The sequence below is a fragment of the Streptomyces griseus subsp. griseus genome (assembly GCF_003610995.1).
Classification (GTDB): Bacteria; Actinomycetota; Actinomycetes; order Streptomycetales; family Streptomycetaceae; genus Streptomyces.
Genome location: NZ_CP032543.1, coordinates 498004 through 513939 on the forward strand (window position 1 = coordinate 498004; position 15936 = coordinate 513939).

Consider the following 15936-nt stretch of genomic DNA (forward strand, 5'->3'; position numbering starts at 1 on the left):
CAGGGGGCCGCGCGGCCAGGCCGGCCGTGCCGCCATGGGCGCGCGCCCGGGTCCGCCATCAGGTCCGGGGCCGCGCGGCCGGGTCGGCCGTGCCGCCTTCGACGCGCGCCCGGGTCCGCCATGCGGCCCTGGCCTTCGCCCTCCCGGCGCCCCCGGTCCGACACGCCCCGTGGAACTCCGCGCTCCGCGCTGGCCTCGCCGTGGTCGCGTCCGCGAGGATCGCCCCATGTACTCCCCCCACACCATCCGGCCGACCGCCTCCCCACGCCCGGTGGCCGCCCTGGCAGCGGGAACCGCGGGCACCGCCCTGTTCGTGGTGCTGCTCGCCCTGGTCGCGGCGCAGTGGCAGCCCCTGATCTCCCTGGACCGTGCGGTCGCCGAGAGCCTGCACCGGCACGCGGTGGGCGACCCGGGGCTGGTCCGGGTCAACCGGGTGCTGACGGACTGGTTCTGGGACCCATGGACGATGCGGGCCCTGGTCGCGGCGGCCGTGATCGCCCTGTGGTGGCACGGCGCGCGGCTGCTCGCCCTCTGGGTGGCCGCGGCCAGTCTGCTCGGCTCTCTCCTCCAGCAGGGGCTGAAGGCCGCCGTGAACCGCGAGCGCCCCCGCTGGCCCGACCCGGTGGACACAGCACACTTCGCGGCCTTCCCCTCCGGGCACGTCATGACGGCCGCGGTGAGCTGCGGGCTGCTCCTGTGGCTGCTGCGGCTGTACGGGGCGGGCCTGGCGCTCTGGGCCGGTGCGGTGGCCGTGGCGGTGGTCTCGGTGATCGGGGTGGCGGTGACCCGGGTCTACCTGGGGGTGCACTGGCTGACCGATGTGGTGGGCGGGGTGCTGCTGGGGGTGGCGGTGGTGGCGTTCACCGTCGCCGGATACGCCCGGAGCGCGGCCCGGCGGGCTCGGGAGCCCGGAGTGTGACCGATATCCCGTCCCGAACACCCGCTGTGTGAGGGATATCCCGTCGCGCGAAGGGTCGGATCATCGGATCGGGGCCGTAGCCTTGTATGCATGTCCCCGATGTCGTCGTCGCCCGTTTCCACGCGCTCCGCCACAGAGATCAACGCGGCCATCCGCGGCCTGTGGCAGCGCTCGGGCGGCTACCTGTCCCCGCAGGACGAGGCGGAGTACCAGCGGCTGCTCGTGGAGTGGGCCGCCGCGACCGGCGGCAACGCCCGTACCCCCGCCTGAGCCCCGGACCGGCCCCGGCCCGGGAAACACACCTGACTCCGGCGATCCCCCGCGTCGCCGGATCCAGGCGCGGCATACAGCATGTCCCGGCCCGGCTCATCGGTCAATGAACAGCCCGCGCCCCGCATACGCACGGGGGCCGGCGACCACCGGGCGGTTCTTCCCACCCGGCGGACGCCGGCCCTGTCGGTGCGGGACGGAGCGAGCCCCCTCCTGCCGCTGGATCAGCGGGCGAAGTAGTCCGGCTGCGTCTGCACGTTGAGCTGGTCCATCTTGACCCGCTCCGCCGGGTCGGTGCGCCGGTCGGTCAGCTTCAGCACGTCGAAGCCCTTGGCGATGTCGCTGGAGTAGATGTGCCCGTTGTAGTAGTAGGCCGACCAGGGGCCGGCGGTGGTGACCTGGTCGAGGGTGACCGGGCCGCGCTCGAAGAAGGCGATCTCCTTCGGCTTGGCCGAGTCGGTGAAGTCCCAGACCGAGATGCCGCCCTGGTACCAGGCCTGGACCATCAGGTCGCGGCCCTTCACCGGGATGATCGATCCGTTGTGGGCGACGCAGACCTCGACGTCGGCCTGGTGGCGGTCGATCTTGAAGTAGCTGCGGAAGACCAGCTTGCGCTGGTCGCCCTTGCCCACGATGTCGTAGATGCCGTCGGCACCCCGCTTGGGGCCGATCTGCTCGTTGCAGGTGGCCGCGCCACCGCCGCCGAGCTCGTCGGTGAAGACGACCTTGCTCGCGCCCTGGTTGAAGGTGGCCGAGTGCCAGAACGCGAAGTTCACGTTGTCCTGGACCCGGTCGATGATCTTCGGGCGCTCCGGGTTCTTGATGGAGAACAGCAGGCCGTCACCCATGCAGGCACCGGCGGCCAGGTCCTTGGAGGGCAGGACCGTGATGTCGTGGCAGCCCGTCGTCTTGGAGACGCCCGGGTTCTCGGGCGCACCCGGATTGCCGCCGTCCGGGAACAGGTTCGTGAAGTTCACGAGCTTGGCCTTGTGAGGCGCCTTCAGCGGCACCTTGACGATGGAGATCCCGTCGTGCGGCGGCTGGCAGTCGGGGAACGCCTCGCTCGGCGAGTACGAGGAGACGTAGATGTAGATGTTCTTCTTGCCGTCCGGCACGAGGGTGTGGGTGTGCGAGCCGCAGGCGGTCTCGACAGCCGCGATGTACCGGGGGTGGCGCTTGTTGCTGATGTCGAAGATCTTCATGCCCTCCCAGGAGGACTTCTCCGTGGCGGGCTGGGTGGTGCTGGAGCAGGAGTCGTCGCTGCGTGAGGAGTCGGTCGACAGGAACAGCAGGTTCCCGGAGACCGAGATGTCGTTCTGCGAGCCGGGGCAGAGGACCTCGGTGACCGTCTTCGGCTTCTTCGGATTGCTGATGTCGTAGATGACGAAGCCGTCGTAGTTGCCGACGTAGGCGTACTTGCCCTGGAAGGCGAGGTCCGTGTTGGTGCCCTTCAGGGCGCCCTTCGGGGCGTTCGTCAGGTGCTTGATGTTGGAGCTGTGGACGATCTCGTCCACGCCGGGTATGTCGCCGCCGCGGATCGCCGCGCGGGCCTCCGCCTGCTGACTGGTGGTCACGGAGCCGCGCTGGAGCGGGGCGTCGCCCGGATCGGGCGTCGCCGCTGCGGGTGCGGCGGTCAGCAGCGCGGCGAAGAGCCCGGCCGCGGCTGCTGCCACGCCCAGACGTCTGCGCCGCACGCGGGTGGTGTGCAACGAGATCACTGCGTCCTCCCTTGTATCCGTCCGGGGTTCGAACGGTTCACGGACTCCGGCAGTATCGTCTCTCTCATGTACACATCAATAGATGGCAACAGAGACGTAATGAAGTTTTCGATCTTCGCCCCCGCGTGAGCGTGCTAGGAACGGTGTGCAACACCCCCACGTGGCACAGGAGGTCGCCGTGCTGAACCACCGTCCGCCCACGCGTCCGCGCGCAACCGCCCTGGCGGCAGCGGCGGTAGCCGCCGTACTCGCCCTCGGCGGCTGCGACGGAGACGGCGGCGATACGAAACCGGCCGCGGGCAAGGACGCGGGTCCGGGCGTGGTGGCCCCCGGCAGACCGGGCGAGCCCGCCCGGACGCTCACCGCCGAGGAGGCGGCGAAGGAGGCGAGCAGGGACACCGCGAACTCCGCCGACTTCCGTTACGCGCAGATGATGATCGAGCACCACGCGCAGGCGCTCGTGATGACCGGACTCGTACCGGACCGGGCCTCGTCCACGCCGGTGAAGAGGCTCGCCGAGCGCATATCGGCAGCCCAGGGGCCGGAGATCGGCGCGATGGAAGGTTGGCTGAAAAGGAACGGTGGCGAGGACCGCAAACAACCCCACGACCATGGCGGGATGCCCGGTATGGCGACCGAGGCCCAGCTCAAGGAGTTGCGCGCGGCGAAGGGCAAGGCCTTCGACCAGCTCTTCCTGGAGCTGATGATCACCCACCACCAGGGGGCGATCACCATGGCCACGGAGGCGCTCTCCGAGGGGAACGACGTGTTCGTCGAAGAGATGGCGAGCGATGTCGTCGCCCAGCAGACGGTGGAGATCAACCGGATGCGCGCGATGATGACGTGACGCCCGGCGCGGCCCGCCTGGCCGTGCCCCGGTCGCGGGCGTTCCGCGTCCCGGCCGTCGGTGCGATGCCGGAAGCACTCTCCGGGAAGAGGTGCGCCCTGCTCCGTGTCACCGTCGTCGGTTCCGGACCCAGCGGGGTCCACACCGCTCAGGCCTTGCTGAAACCAGTCGCCCGTGTGTACGAGGACGCGGCGGCCCAGCTCGTGCTGCGGGCCGCCGGCTACCGCGGGGTGGAGCTGCCCGGCCCGCCCTTCGACCCGGTGCGCGGGACGGTGACGCACGCGGCGGGGCGGGTGCCCTCGCCCGGTGAGTATGTGGCGGGGTGGATCAAGCGGGGCCGACCGGGGTGATCGGTTCGAACCGGTCCTGCGCCAAGGAGACCGTCGCCTCGCTGATCGAGGACGCGCCGCTGCTCGCCCGGCGGCCGGCCGCCGAGGAGCCGCCGGCGGTGCTGCGGGCGTGGGGGCTGCGGCCGGTGGAGGTGGGACGGCCGGCTGTCGACAGAGCGCGCGGAGGAGGCTCCGGGGCGTTCGCTGGGGCGGGCACCGACGAAGATCCCCGGCTGGCAGGGGCTGCTGGCGGCAGCGCGCGGCGAGGGTGGCCGAGACCCCGCCGCGTCACTCCCGGGTGGCCACCACCAGGCGGGCGCGCGGGGAGCCGTCGGGGCGCTGCCCCAGGTCGGCCAGGGCCATCAGCCGCACACTGAACCCCGCGTCGGTGAGGTCGTCCAGGACGTCGGAGAGCCGGAACGTGCGGTAGTACATGATGAACTTCGGGCGCCACAGGGCGTTGCGCACCCGCATCACCGCATCGAAACCGAGGAACGACCAGTAGGCGCGCGACCCCACGGCCGGCGGGGCGCCGATCGGGAAGACGAACCGGCCGCCCGGCCGGAGCGACCCGTACACCTCGGCGAAGAGCCCGAAGCGGTCCGCGGGCAGGAAATGGCCGAACGCGCCGATGCTCAGGGCCAGATCGAAGGCGGGGGCGAAAGGGAGTGCCAGGGCGTCCGCCCGTACCCAGTCGACCGCCGGTCCGCCCTCCATCGGCGGCAGCGCCGCACGGGCCTCGGCGAGCATGCCCGCGCTGAAGTCGACCCCGGCCACCCGCTCCCGGCACACCTGCCGCAGGACGCCCACACCGGCGCCGGTCCCGCAGCAGACGTCGAGGCCGGTGCCGAAGGGGCCGAGCCGCTCCAGGGCGCGGGTGACGCTGTCGAGGACGTGGTCCGGGGTCCGGTAGGGCGTGTGGTCGAACTTCGGGGCGAGGAGGTCGTATCCGCGCTCGGTCGACGAGAGCGCCTGGACGGCCAGTTCGCGGAGGGTGGGGCCCTGTTTGGTGAACATCGCGGCCAGCCTACCGAGGCGGAAGGCGGGCCGGAGACCGGAGTTGCCCCTCCTGGCTGCACGACAGCGGGCGGACCTGCGGCCCCGGGGTTCAGCGGTTGCCGGGCAGCCGGCGCCGGAGGGTGATCGCGGTGTTGACGTCGTAACTCTGGCTCCAGGTGCGGCCCGCACCGGACCTCCAGGTGACGTGGGCCGTGGACCCGCCGGTCCGTACGCCGTCCACGGTCATGGCCCGGTCACCGTCCCGTACGTCACCGCGGCGCAGCTCGCCCGCCGGGACGGTGACGGGCCCGTCGGCGGAGGCGTTCTCCGTCTCCTCGGCCGCCCGGACCAGCGCGGCGGCCAGCTCCCGGGCGGCGGCCGGGGTGCACGACCAGCGCAGCTCGCCCGCCGGGGGCGACAGGGTCACGGAGACGCGGGGGTCGGGGCCGGCCTCCCCGGGGACCACCGCCACCGGCACATCGTGACCGTCGGGGTCCGTGATCCCGCTGCCCATCGTCCGCTCCCTCTCGTTCCCGCCTCTACGGTGTGTGCGCCTCCAGCATCCCAGCCGGGCGGCACCCCTCTGACCGGCGGAGCTCGGTCGCGCGGGGCTGGGGCCGCCCGTGGCTTCACGCCCTGTGAACCGCTTGCCGAACCCCTTGCCGCGCACCGACCGCCTCCTGGTCACCCCGTACACGCCCGCCGAAGAGGAGGAGTTCGTCCCCCTGTTCCAGGACGGCTCGGTCTCCCGGTGGATGGGCGACGGGCCGGCCACCGAGGCCGAGGACCGGCCGCTCTCCGGCCGGATCCTCACCGAGGTCTACGCCGGGAACCGCTTCGAGGTCTGGGCGGTCGGAGCCGGCGGCGAGTTCGTAGGGCATGCCGAGATCAAGCCGACCGAGGCGTCCGGCGGGCACGAGATCATCTACGCGCTCGCCCCGGAGCGTGGGGCCGGGGCCTCGGTACGGAGCTGGCGCTCGCCCTCCTCGGGCACGGGTTCGGCACTCTCGGACCGAGGGAGGTGCACGCGACCGTGGCCGCCGGGAACACCGCACGGCTGCGGTGCCGGGCCGGATCGGCTTCGTCCATGTCCGGGACATCCAGGAGGACGCCGGCAGCATCACGGGTCTGCTGACCTGCCCGCGAACGGCCGCGCCCGCCGCCGACGCGGCGCGGGCTCAGACCCGGTAGACGTCCAGTCGGCCGCACATCCCGAACCGCCCCCGCTCCACCGGCCGTTGCTCCCGCACGCGGGCTTCCGCCAGATGGTCACACTCGCCCCGCCCCAGCGCGTCCAGCTGGGCAGCGGTCGTGACGGCGGCCAGACCGGCGCCCTGCTCCCAGCGGGTGCGCCACTCCTCGACACGGGGCCGGACGAGCGCGGCGGCGGCCTGGTGGAACGCGGACAAGGGCTCCGGATCGCCCGCCTCCGCCGCCTCGCACAGGGCGAGGAACCCCTCCACGGCGAGGTCCCGCCGGGCGCGGGCGGCGTGCTCCCGCTCGGCCTCCGTGCCGTCCGGGGGCAGCGAGGCGGCCGCGCCGTAGACGTCCGGATCGGCGAGGAGGGCGGGCGGCAGCGTGAGGACGGCGTCACCGGCCTCGGGCAGCCCGCTGTTCTGCATGAGGACCACGACACGCAGCCCGTCCTCGTTCACCAGCCGGTGGATGGTGCCCGGCGTGAACCAGACGAGCGCCCCGGGCTCCAGAGGCGTCTGCCGGAACCCGGTCGCGGTGAGAGTCTGCACGGCGCCGGTGCCGCCGACGACGACGTACCCCTCGGAACAGGTGAGGTGCAGGTGCGGGGTGCCGCCGCGCAGGCCGTCGGCGGCGGGCCAGTCGTAGACGGTCAGGTGCGAGACGGCGACGGCGCCGGGCAGTCCTTCGAAGGTCACCACGGGTGCTCCAGGGTCTCGGGGCTCGCCGGCAGGCCGCAAGCGCTTTCTACGGCAGCTGAACGCTAGGTCCGCCGCCCGGCGACGGTCAAGACGGCGGTCGCCGCGAGGTACGTGCGACGGGCGGTGGAGCCACACGCGGGGGGCCATGACCGGGCACGCGGGGAGCGTCCGCGAGCCACTGTCAGTGGTCGGGTGCAGACTGGCTCACATCCGGCACAACGGCGTATCGGGAGGTCTCCGCCATGACCGACGTACTCCTCACCGTGGGCACCCGCAAGGGCCTCTTCATCGGCCGCAGACGCGAGGGCACCTGGCAGATCGAGGGGCCGCACTTCAACGCGCAGGCGATCTCCTCGGTCGCCGTCGACACCCGTGGGGCCACGCCCCGGCTGCTGGCGGGCGGGGACAGCGCGCACTGGGGGCCGTCCGTCTTCCACTCCGACGATCTGGGTGAGAGCTGGGTGGAGCCGCAGCGTCCGGCGGTGAAGTTCCCCGAGTTCACCGGGGCGTCACTGGAGCGGGTCTGGCAGTTGCAGCCGGCCGGCCCCGAGGCACCGGACGTGGTCTACGCGGGCACCGAGCCGGCCGCGCTGTTCCGCTCCGAGGACCGGGGCGAGTCCTTCGAGCTGGTCCGCCCGCTCTGGGAGCATCCGACCCGGTCGAAGTGGGTGCCGGGCGGCGGCGGGGAGGGGCTGCACACCATCCTCACCGACCCCCGGGACGCCCGTGCGGTGCTGGTCGCGGTCTCGACGGCGGGGGTGTTCCGGACGGCGGACGGCGGGGAGAGCTGGGCCCCGGCCAACAAGGGCGTCTCCGCGGTCTTCCTGCCGGACCCCGACCCGGAGTTCGGCCAGTGCGTCCACAAGGTCGCCCGGGACGCGGCCGACCCGGACCGGCTCTACCTCCAGAACCACTGGGGGGTGTTCCGCAGCGACGACGGAGGCGACAGCTGGAGCGACATCGGCGCGGATCTGCCTTCCGACTTCGGGTTCGCCGCCGTGGCACACCCGCACCGCGGCGACACGGCGTACGTCTTCCCGATCAACGCCGACGCCGACCGGGTCCCGGCGGAGCACCGCTGCCGGGTCTTCCGGACGCGGGACGCGGGGCGCAGCTGGGAGCCGCTCACGGTGGGGCTGCCGGGCGGGAAGCACTACGGCACGGTGCTGCGCGACGCGCTCTGCACGGACGACGCGGATCCCGCCGGGATCTACTTCGGCAACCGCAACGGCGAGTTGTACGCCAGCGCGGACGACGGCGACAGCTGGCAGCAGCTCGCCTCGCATCTGCCGGACGTGCTCTGCGTCAGGGCGGTGGCTCTCGACCGAGTGGCCGAGGCGAGGCGGCCCCCGGCCGACGGCAGTTGATCGGAGTGGTCGTATCACCAGTAGAGTGCGGCGCGTGGCAGCACGACCGTTGAAAGAAATCATTGAGCCGGGGTGGGCCGACGCCCTCGAACCCGTCGCTGAACGCATCTCCGCCATGGGTGACTTCCTCCGCGCGGAGATCGCCGCGGGACGTACGTATCTGCCCTCCGGGGCCAACGTACTGCGGGCGTTCCAGCAGCCGTTCGAGGAGGTGCGGGTCCTCGTCGTCGGCCAGGACCCCTACCCGACACCCGGGCACGCGATCGGGCTCAGCTTCGCCGTGGCCCCCGATGTCCGGCCGCTGCCCGGCAGTCTGGAGAACATCTTCCGGGAGCTGCACTCGGATCTCGGCCTGCCGCGGCCGTCCAACGGTGATCTGACGCCGTGGACCCGGCAGGGGGTTCTGCTGCTCAACAGGGCGCTGACCACCGCGCCTCGGCGGCCCGCCGCGCACCGCGGCAAGGGCTGGGAAGAGGTGACCGAGCAGGCGATCAAGGCACTGGTGGCCCGGGGCACCCCGCTGGTGTCGGTGCTGTGGGGGCGCGACGCCCGCAATCTCCGCCCGCAGCTGGGCGACTTCCCGGCGATCGAGTCCTCGCACCCCTCCCCCATGTCGGCCGACCGCGGGTTCTTCGGCTCGCGGCCGTTCAGCCGGGTCAACGAACTGCTGGAGCGCCAGGGGGCGCAGCCGGTGGACTGGCGTCTGCCGTGACCGGCGCCGCGTCCCGGGCCCCTGGGGCGTACGTCCTGGGGGTCGACTCCGGCGGGTCGGGGCTGCGGGTGGCGCTCGGCCGGGTGGACGCGGACGGACCGCTGTTCACGACGGTCTGTGCCGAGCCGGTGCGGACGGGGGCCGGGGGGATCGACGCGGCCCATCTGCTGGAACAGCTGCTGCCCGTGGTGGCGGAGTTGCTGGAACGGGCCGGTCTCAGCGGTTCGGGTGACTCCCCCGGACAGGTCGCCGCGCTGGCGATCGGAGCTGCCGGAATGGCCACGCTCGGCGGGCGGTTGCGGGCGGAGCTGCCCGGTGCGCTCGCGGAAGCGCTCGGTGTGCGCCGGATGGCGCTGGCCGCCGACGCGGTGACGGCGTACGCGGGGGCGGTGGGGCAGCGTCCCGGGGCGGTCGTCGCCGGCGGCACGGGCATGATCGCGCTCGGTACGGACCTCACGGCGTGGCAGCGGGCCGACGGCTGGGGTCATCTTCTGGGTGACAGCGGCGGCGGGGCGTGGATCGGCCGGGCGGGACTCGACGCGGCGATGCGCGCCCATGACGGGCGGCGCGGCGGCTCCCCCGCCCTGCTGGCCCGGCTGCATGCAGTGTTCGGTCCCGCCGAGGAGCTGCCGGGGCTGCTCTATCCGCGCTCCGACCGCCCGGCCGTGCTCGCCTCGTTCGCCCCGGAGGTGGCGGCGTGCGCCGGAGCGGACGAGGTCGCGGCGGGCATTCTGCGTGAGGCGGCGGCGCATATCGCCGAGGCGGCCGCCGCCGTCTGTCCTGCGGCCGGGTCCGAGGCCGGCGGCGATGGCGAAGTGGCCCTGACCGGTGGGCTGTTCCGGATGGGCGAGCCCCTGCTCGGACCGGTGCGCGAGGAGCTGGCGCGGCTGGTACCGCAGGCCCGTGTGACCACCGGTACGGGCGATCCGCTGACCGGCGCACTCCGGATCGCGCGCGCCCTGGCCGTGGACGGTCTGCGGCTTCCGCACCACCCGACGATGCTGTTCGTACCGACCGGAGGCGAACGCTCCGGAGGCGGGGCGGCGGACGTACGGAACGGCGAGCGGGAACCCGGCGGCGCACCGGCCGACGGGCCGGTGGACAGGCCGACAGAAGCGGATACTTCACCGGTAGGCCACTCATCGGACATAAGCGGATAGTTAACGCGCGACCGGACCCTCCCCGAACAGAGGAGCATCCAAAACCAGTAGCATGCGGCGCCATGAGCACCCCCACTGGGCCCGCTTCCGGCCTGCCTGTACGAATGCCGCGACCTCGCCAGTCCGGACGGCACCGCCGCCCGGAGCCCGTGGTCGCACCTGAGGGCGCTGCCGCGCTCGTTCTCGCCGTTCCCGGTACCCCCTCCTCGGTCACGCGCGGTCTGGCCGAGGAAGTGATCAGCATCGCCCGTTCCGAGCTGCCCGGCCTCAACGCCCGGATCGGCTATCTCGACGGTGACGACGCCGAGTACCCCACTCTTGCCACCGCTCTCACCCACTCCGCCACCGAGCGCGTCCAGCGCTACGAGCAGGCCGTCGCCGTCGGCCGTGAGGCCACCGAGCCCACCGGGCCGGCCGCCATCGTGGTCCCGCTGCTCGCGGGTCCCGACAGCGAGCTCATCCGGCGGATACGACAGGCCGTGATGGACAGCGGCACGCAGGTGGAGCTGACCGACGTGCTCGGCCCGCACCCGCTGCTCGCCGAGGCCCTGCACGTACGGCTCTCGGAGGCGGGGCTGGCCCGCGCCGACCGCGCCAGGCTGTTCACCGTCGCCACCGCCGCCGACGGCATCGTGCTGGCCACGGTGGGCGGCGAGGAGGCCGTGCAGGCCGCCGGAATCACCGGCATGCTGCTGGCCGCCCGGCTGGCGGTGCCGGTGATGGCCGCCGCGCTGGACGTGGAGGGTTCCGTCGCCTCGATCGCGCAGCAGCTCCAGGGCTCCGGCTCGGCGCAGCTCGCGCTGGCGCCGTACCTGGTGGGCCCGGAGGTCGACCCCGGTCTGCTGGACGCCGCCGCCAAGGAGGCGGGCTGCGCGACCGCCGAGCCGCTGGGCGCCTATCCCGCGATCGGCAAGCTCGTGCTGTCCCTCTACGCCACGGCGCTGGGCATCAGCCCCGCCACCCCCCAGGGCGCCCAGGCGCACTGACCCGGGTTCGCGGAAGCGGCACCGACGCACGGAAGCCCAGGACGTACGAAGGCCGCGGCCCGGGCCGGACGGATCCGCACCTGATCCTCCGGTCCGGGCCGCGGCCTTCCGGCTGTCTGTACGGCTGCCCGGCCTTCCCGCTTTCGGGCTGTCTGTACGGCTGCCCGGCCGGCTGTACGCCGCCGGGTCAGCCGAGGACGACGCAGGAGGCCGCCGGGATCTCGACGGAGCCCGCGTGCCGCGGGATGCCCGTCTCCGCGTCCACGGCGAACCAGCTGACGTTGCCTGAGCGCTCGTTGGCCGCGTACAGCCACTGGCCGCCCGGGTCGAGGGTGAGGTCACGGGGCCAGCGCCCGCCGCAGCCGACGGTGGCCACCAGGGCGGCCTTCTCGCCGGTCTCGTCCAGCGTCAGGACCGAGATGCTGTCGTGGCCCCGGTTGGCGGTCCACAGGAAGCGCCCGTCGTGCGCGACGACCACCTCGGACGGGTAGGCCCGTACGGAGGGGTCTGCGGACCCGGGCTCGGACTCGGGCAGCACCGGCACCTCCCCCAGCGGCTCCATCCGGCCCGCCTCGGCGTCCCAGCGGCACACGGTGAGGGTCGTGACCAACTCGTTCAGCACGTAGGCGTAACGGCCCGAAGGGTGGAAGGCCAGGTGGCGCGGTCCGGTGCCCGGCCGCAGGGTGCTCTCGTCGTGCGGCTCCAGGGCTCCGGTGGCGGGGTCCAGGGCGCCGACCCGTACCGAGTCGGTGCCGAGGTCCACGCTGACCACCCAGCGGCCCGAGGGGTCGGGCAGCACCTGGTGGGCGTGCGGGCCCTCCTGGCGTTCGCCGTCGGGGCCGCCGCCCTCGTGCCGGACGACCGAGGAGACCTCGCCGAGCGATCCGTCGGGGAGCACGGGCAGGGCGGTGACGCTGCCCGATCCGTAGTTGGCGGTGACCAGGTGGCCCGCGGCGAGCGCGAGGTGGGTGGGTCCGTCGGCGTCGACCGGGCGTACGGGGCCCAGGAGGGCCGGTACGTCGCCGCTGATGTCGAAAGCGGCCACGGAGCCCGGGGCGCTCTCGCCGACGGCGTACAGGGCCCTGCCGCCAGGTCCGAGCGCGAGGAAGGAAGGGTCGGGCAGGGCGTCGGAGGAGCCGAGCACGGTCAGCGCTCCGGTGTTCCGGTCGACCTCCGCGACGGTGACGCCGAGGCCGCCCGCCGAGGTGAACGACCCCATGAATGCCCGCCCGGTGCTGCTGCCGCCCATCGCACTACCCCACTTCACCGTCGCCGTGATCTTCCGGGCGACGGTAGCAGGCGCCCCATCTGAGGTCTGGACCAATCCCAGGGCGGCGGGAAAGGGGCGGGCTCAGGCGGCGATCGGGGCCCGGGGCGAGCTGTGCAGGGGTGCGGCGAGGTCGCCCAGCGCCCGCTCCAGGCCGTGCAGGTGGGCCAGTGCGGGGTGATCCAGGACGGCGCCGGGCTGCACGCCCGCGCGTTCGGCCCCCCGCGCCTGACGGCTCTCCTGGCGCAGCAGCTCCTCCACCGCCTCCTCCACCCGGGAGCAGGCGGCCGAGAGCCGGGCGTCGTGCGAGGCGGCCGGGTCGGCGGCGATGGAGGCGAGCCCGCGCACCTCGCGTACGCAGTCGTCCAGCAGGGCCAGCACCTGCCGGGCCCGCGCCTTGCGGGCCTTCAGCGGGCTCAGGGGGTGCACCAGCGGGGCGAGCGAGAGCCGGACCCGGCCGAGCAGCACATCGAGTTCGGCGACCCGGGGGCCGGGGTCGGCGCCGAGCGAGCCGGCGAGGCGCTCGGCCGCCTCGGCCGTGCAGGCGTGGACGCACCGCAGGGCCTTGCGGATCCAGGCGTCGGTGATGGCGTGGGTCGTGACGGGCAGGATCACCAGCACAGCGAGCACCGCGCCGAGCGCGCCGACGGCCGTCTCGGCGACCCGCAGCCAGAGCAGGGAGGCGTCCAGGACGCCCAGGACCCCGTAGAGCACGCCGACCATGACGGTCACGAAGAACATCATCCAGCTGTACGAGACCGCCGCGGTGTAGAAGATCCCGAAGACGCAGACCGCGACGATGGCGGCGGTCGGCGTCCCGGCGCCGTCGAGAGGGATGGCGACGAAGAAGCCTGCGGCGATACCGATCACGGTCCCCAGGACCCGGCGGAAGCCGCGTACGAGGGTCTCGCCGCGTGAGGTGGTGTTGACGAAGACCCACCAGGTGGCACCGACGGCCCAGTACCAGCGCTGGTCGGAGAGGACCTGGCCCAGACCCAGCGCGAAGGCGCCGCCCAGGGTGGCCTGCACCGCCTGCCGGGTGGTGACGCGGGCCAGCCCGCGCCCCTCCGGCGGGGCGGGCACGGCCACGGGGGGCAGCCGACGCTCGTAGCACCAGAAGCCGAAGCGGACGGTGGAGGCGGCGCCGAGGGAGAACAGGACGGCGGCGTACAGCTCGGGCAGCTGCTCGGGCACCGTGTGCAGGAACTGGGCGGCGAAGAAGGTCATGAACGCGAAGACGCCCAGCGAGTGCCCGCGCGGCCCCCAGCGCCGGGCGTAGACGCCCGCGCCCATGACGGCGAGGAAGGTGAGGTCGCGGGCGACCGGCTGGTCGTGCAGCACGGCGGCGAGGGCGAGGACGGGGAGCCCGGCTGCGGGGAGCAGCGCGGTCGTGGCGGCCTGCTGCCGCACGGTGGCGTCGGTGACCGTGAAGAGGGCGAGCAGCGCCGCGAGGCCGCCGGTGACGGCCGCGACGAGCGAGTGCCCGACGAGCCCGCACAGCGCGACCGCGAGTCCGATCCCGATGACGGCCCGGCTCGCGAACCGCAGCCGCACCCTCCCCGGGTCCGGCGCCACGAACACCCTCTTCAGCACACTGCTCCCCTTCCGCGGCTCCCGTGGGCTCCGCGCGTTCGGCATGAAAAAGGCGCCGCGGAGATCCGCAGCGCCATCGACAGGACCATCAGAGCACCCGGAGGGCCTATGGATCAAACGGAGGCAGAAACCATGGGCCAATGGCACAAACCCTTCCGTGCCTGATGGGCCAGGAGGGGGCCACTGGACCACCCGGGAGGGCAGGCGCTGCCCGAGTGCGCCGATGAAGAGGAAGGAGAAGGCGGCGACGGCGACCGCGAGCGCCAGGACCTCGGCCGTCCGCAGCGTGCGGCCGAGAAGCCGGGTGAGCGCGACCAGGAAGGGGAGCGCCCACGCCACCTTCGCGACGAACCGGGCCCGGACCCGGTTCGGTCTGATGGTGCACCGGCTGTGCTGTGCCGGAAGGAGCAGCTCCTGGACTTCTTGCCGTATCCCGCATCCACGCGGCCGGAATCCGTAATCAACTCTTCACCAGGAGTTCCGAGGCGCCGACCGGGGAAGCGGATCCGACCCCCCGGCTCTCCCTTTCCTTCCCATGTGGGACACGCGCTGGGCCATCGGTACAGTCGGGACGGCATCGGACGGACCAGAAGGAGGCCGACGGACCATGGCCGTGGACGCTCTCGACACCCGGATCCTGCGGCTGCTGATCGAACAGCCGCGTACCAGCGTGCGGGAGTACGCGCGCATCCTCGGGGTGGCCCGCGGCACCCTCCAGGCACGGCTGGACCGGCTGGAGCGGGACGGGGTCATCACCGGCACCGGTCCGGCCCTCTCCCCCGCCGCCCTCGGCCACCCCGTCCTCGCCTTCGTCCACCTGGAGGTCACCCAGGGACACCTGGTGGAGGTCGGGGACGCGCTGGCGGCCGTCCCGGAGATCATCGAGGCGTTCTCGACCACCGGCGGCGGGGATCTGCTGACCCGGGTCGTGGCCCGGGACAACGGGCATCTGGAGGACGTGATCCAGCGGCTGATCCAGCTGCCGGGCGTCGTGCGGACCCGGACGGACGTGGCGCTGCGCGAGCGGGTGGCGCACCGGGTGCTGCCGCTGGTCGAAGCCGTGGGGCGGGCGGCGGCCGGCCGGACCGGCTGACCCGGCCGGCCGGGTCCGTTGCGGCATGCTGGAGGCCATGACCTCCCGACCCGGCCCCCATGTCGTCTTCGATCTCGACGGAACGCTGGTGGACAGCGAACCGAACTACTACGAGGCCGGGCGCCGGCTGCTCGCCCGGTACGGGGTGAGCGGCTTCGGCTGGGAGGACCACACCCGCTTCATCGGGATCGGCACCCGGGAGACCCTGACCACTCTGCGTGCCGAGTACGGGATCGACGCCCCGGTGGACGAGCTGCTCGCCGGGAAGAACGCGCTCTACCTGGAGCTGGCGGGAGCCTCCACCGAGGTGTTCGGGCAGATGCGCCTCTTCGTGGAGCGCTTGCACGCCGCCGGGGTGCCGATGGCGGTGGCCTCCGGCTCCTCCAGGGCGGCGATCGGGGCGGTGCTCGCGGTCACGGGCCTGGACGCGTACATCCCGCTGTACGTCTCCGCGGAGGAGGTCGCGCACGGGAAGCCGGAGCCGGACGTGTTCCTGGAGACGGCCCGGCGGATGGGGGCGGAGCCGGCCGACTGCGTGGTGCTGGAGGACGCGCCGCCGGGCGCCGCGGCCGCGCACGCGGCGGGGATGCGGTGCATCGCCGTCCCCTATGTGCCCGCGACCGCCTCCGACCCGGCGTTCAAGGACGCGGATCTGCTGTTCGCGGAGGGCCAGTCGGCTTTCACGGCGGAGGCCGCGTACAACTGGCTGCTGGGCGAGGCGGGTCCGGGCGACGGCTCCTGAGAGGTGCCGGGCCGTCAGCCGTGCCTCGGCGAAGGGCCG

At 73.3% G+C, this 15936-nt stretch carries 15 protein-coding genes and 2 pseudogenes; 11 read left to right on the forward strand and 6 right to left on the reverse strand.

Features of this window, described 5'->3' with window-relative positions; all coding sequences use genetic code 11:
• Positions 1 to 226 precede the first annotated feature (226 nt).
• Both D6270_RS02210 and D6270_RS02215 read left to right on the forward strand, forming a co-directional pair.
• On the forward strand, positions 227 to 919 hold the full coding sequence (locus D6270_RS02210) for a phosphatase PAP2 family protein (protein ID WP_109167021.1): 693 nt from the start codon (positions 227 to 229) through the stop codon (positions 917 to 919).
• 90 nt (positions 920 to 1009) lie between these two features.
• A complete protein-coding gene (locus D6270_RS02215; protein WP_109167020.1) occupies positions 1010 to 1189 on the forward strand; it encodes a hypothetical protein in 180 nt (59 codons plus the stop codon).
• Positions 1190 to 1413: 224 nt separating this feature from the next.
• On the opposite strand, the gene D6270_RS02220 is transcribed toward D6270_RS02215, so the two are convergent.
• Positions 1414 to 2907, reverse strand: a complete 1494-nt coding sequence (locus D6270_RS02220) for an LVIVD repeat-containing protein (RefSeq protein ID WP_109167019.1) — start codon at positions 2905 to 2907, stop codon at positions 1414 to 1416.
• 160 nt (positions 2908 to 3067) lie between these two features.
• Between D6270_RS02220 and D6270_RS02225 the strand changes: the two genes are divergently transcribed.
• Both D6270_RS02225 and D6270_RS02230 read left to right on the forward strand, forming a co-directional pair.
• The gene (locus D6270_RS02225) at positions 3068 to 3754 is read left to right on the forward strand and encodes a DUF305 domain-containing protein (RefSeq protein ID WP_204117235.1); all 687 of its coding nucleotides are present in this window, start codon (positions 3068 to 3070) and stop codon (positions 3752 to 3754) included.
• Positions 3755 to 3933: 179 nt separating this feature from the next.
• Positions 3934 to 4347 (forward strand): annotated as a pseudogene (locus tag D6270_RS02230) (NADP oxidoreductase); the annotation flags it as partial.
• Positions 4348 to 4371: 24 nt separating this feature from the next.
• Here the strand turns inward: D6270_RS02230 and D6270_RS02235 are convergent.
• Both D6270_RS02235 and D6270_RS02240 read right to left on the reverse strand, forming a co-directional pair.
• Positions 4372 to 5100: a class I SAM-dependent methyltransferase gene (locus D6270_RS02235; protein ID WP_109167018.1), complete on the reverse strand. Its 729-nt coding sequence runs from the start codon at positions 5098 to 5100 to the stop codon at positions 4372 to 4374.
• A 91-nt stretch (positions 5101 to 5191) separates the two neighbouring features.
• Positions 5192 to 5596 (reverse strand): hypothetical protein, encoded by a 405-nt coding sequence (locus D6270_RS02240; RefSeq protein ID WP_109167017.1) that lies wholly within the window; start codon positions 5594 to 5596, stop codon positions 5192 to 5194.
• A 145-nt stretch (positions 5597 to 5741) separates the two neighbouring features.
• Between D6270_RS02240 and D6270_RS32695 the strand changes: the two are divergent.
• Positions 5742 to 6273: pseudogene (locus tag D6270_RS32695) on the forward strand (GNAT family N-acetyltransferase).
• Here the strand turns inward: D6270_RS32695 and D6270_RS02250 are convergent.
• Positions 6261 to 6977, reverse strand: coding sequence for a cupin domain-containing protein (locus D6270_RS02250; protein ID WP_109167016.1), 717 nt, complete (start codon positions 6975 to 6977; stop codon positions 6261 to 6263). The pseudogene D6270_RS32695 and the gene D6270_RS02250 sit on opposite strands and share 13 nt — an antisense overlap.
• Positions 6978 to 7219: 242 nt before the next feature.
• Here D6270_RS02250 and D6270_RS02255 point away from each other — a divergent pair, with 242 nt between their 5' ends.
• From D6270_RS02255 to D6270_RS02270, 4 genes are all read left to right on the forward strand, one after another.
• The gene (locus D6270_RS02255; RefSeq protein WP_109167015.1) at positions 7220 to 8344 is read left to right on the forward strand and encodes a WD40/YVTN/BNR-like repeat-containing protein; all 1125 of its coding nucleotides are present in this window, start codon (positions 7220 to 7222) and stop codon (positions 8342 to 8344) included.
• 34 nt (positions 8345 to 8378) lie between these two features.
• Positions 8379 to 9056: a uracil-DNA glycosylase gene (locus tag D6270_RS02260; RefSeq protein ID WP_109167014.1), complete on the forward strand. Its 678-nt coding sequence runs from the start codon at positions 8379 to 8381 to the stop codon at positions 9054 to 9056.
• Positions 9053 to 10216: an N-acetylglucosamine kinase gene (locus D6270_RS02265; protein WP_109167013.1), complete on the forward strand. Its 1164-nt coding sequence runs from the start codon at positions 9053 to 9055 to the stop codon at positions 10214 to 10216. The genes D6270_RS02260 and D6270_RS02265 overlap by 4 nt, the downstream gene beginning before the upstream one ends.
• A gap of 62 nt (positions 10217 to 10278) precedes the next feature.
• Positions 10279 to 11202 carry a sirohydrochlorin chelatase gene (locus D6270_RS02270; protein ID WP_109167012.1) on the forward strand — a complete coding sequence of 308 codons (924 nt, stop codon included), beginning with the start codon at positions 10279 to 10281 and terminating at the stop codon, positions 11200 to 11202.
• A gap of 187 nt (positions 11203 to 11389) precedes the next feature.
• On the opposite strand, the gene D6270_RS02275 is transcribed toward D6270_RS02270, so the two are convergent.
• Both D6270_RS02275 and D6270_RS02280 read right to left on the reverse strand, forming a co-directional pair.
• Entirely contained in the window at positions 11390 to 12451 is a 1062-nt protein-coding gene (locus D6270_RS02275; RefSeq protein WP_109167011.1) for a lactonase family protein, read from the reverse strand.
• 102 nt (positions 12452 to 12553) lie between these two features.
• On the reverse strand, positions 12554 to 14062 hold the full coding sequence (locus tag D6270_RS02280) for an FUSC family protein (protein WP_109167010.1): 1509 nt from the start codon (positions 14060 to 14062) through the stop codon (positions 12554 to 12556).
• A 607-nt stretch (positions 14063 to 14669) separates the two neighbouring features.
• On the opposite strand from D6270_RS02280, the gene D6270_RS02285 reads away from it, so the two are divergent.
• Entirely contained in the window at positions 14670 to 15155 is a 486-nt protein-coding gene (locus D6270_RS02285; RefSeq protein WP_109167009.1) for an Lrp/AsnC family transcriptional regulator, read from the forward strand.
• Positions 15156 to 15180: 25 nt separating this feature from the next.
• Positions 15181 to 15897, forward strand: coding sequence for an HAD family hydrolase (locus D6270_RS02290; protein ID WP_109167008.1), 717 nt, complete (start codon positions 15181 to 15183; stop codon positions 15895 to 15897).
• Positions 15898 to 15936 lie beyond the last annotated feature (39 nt).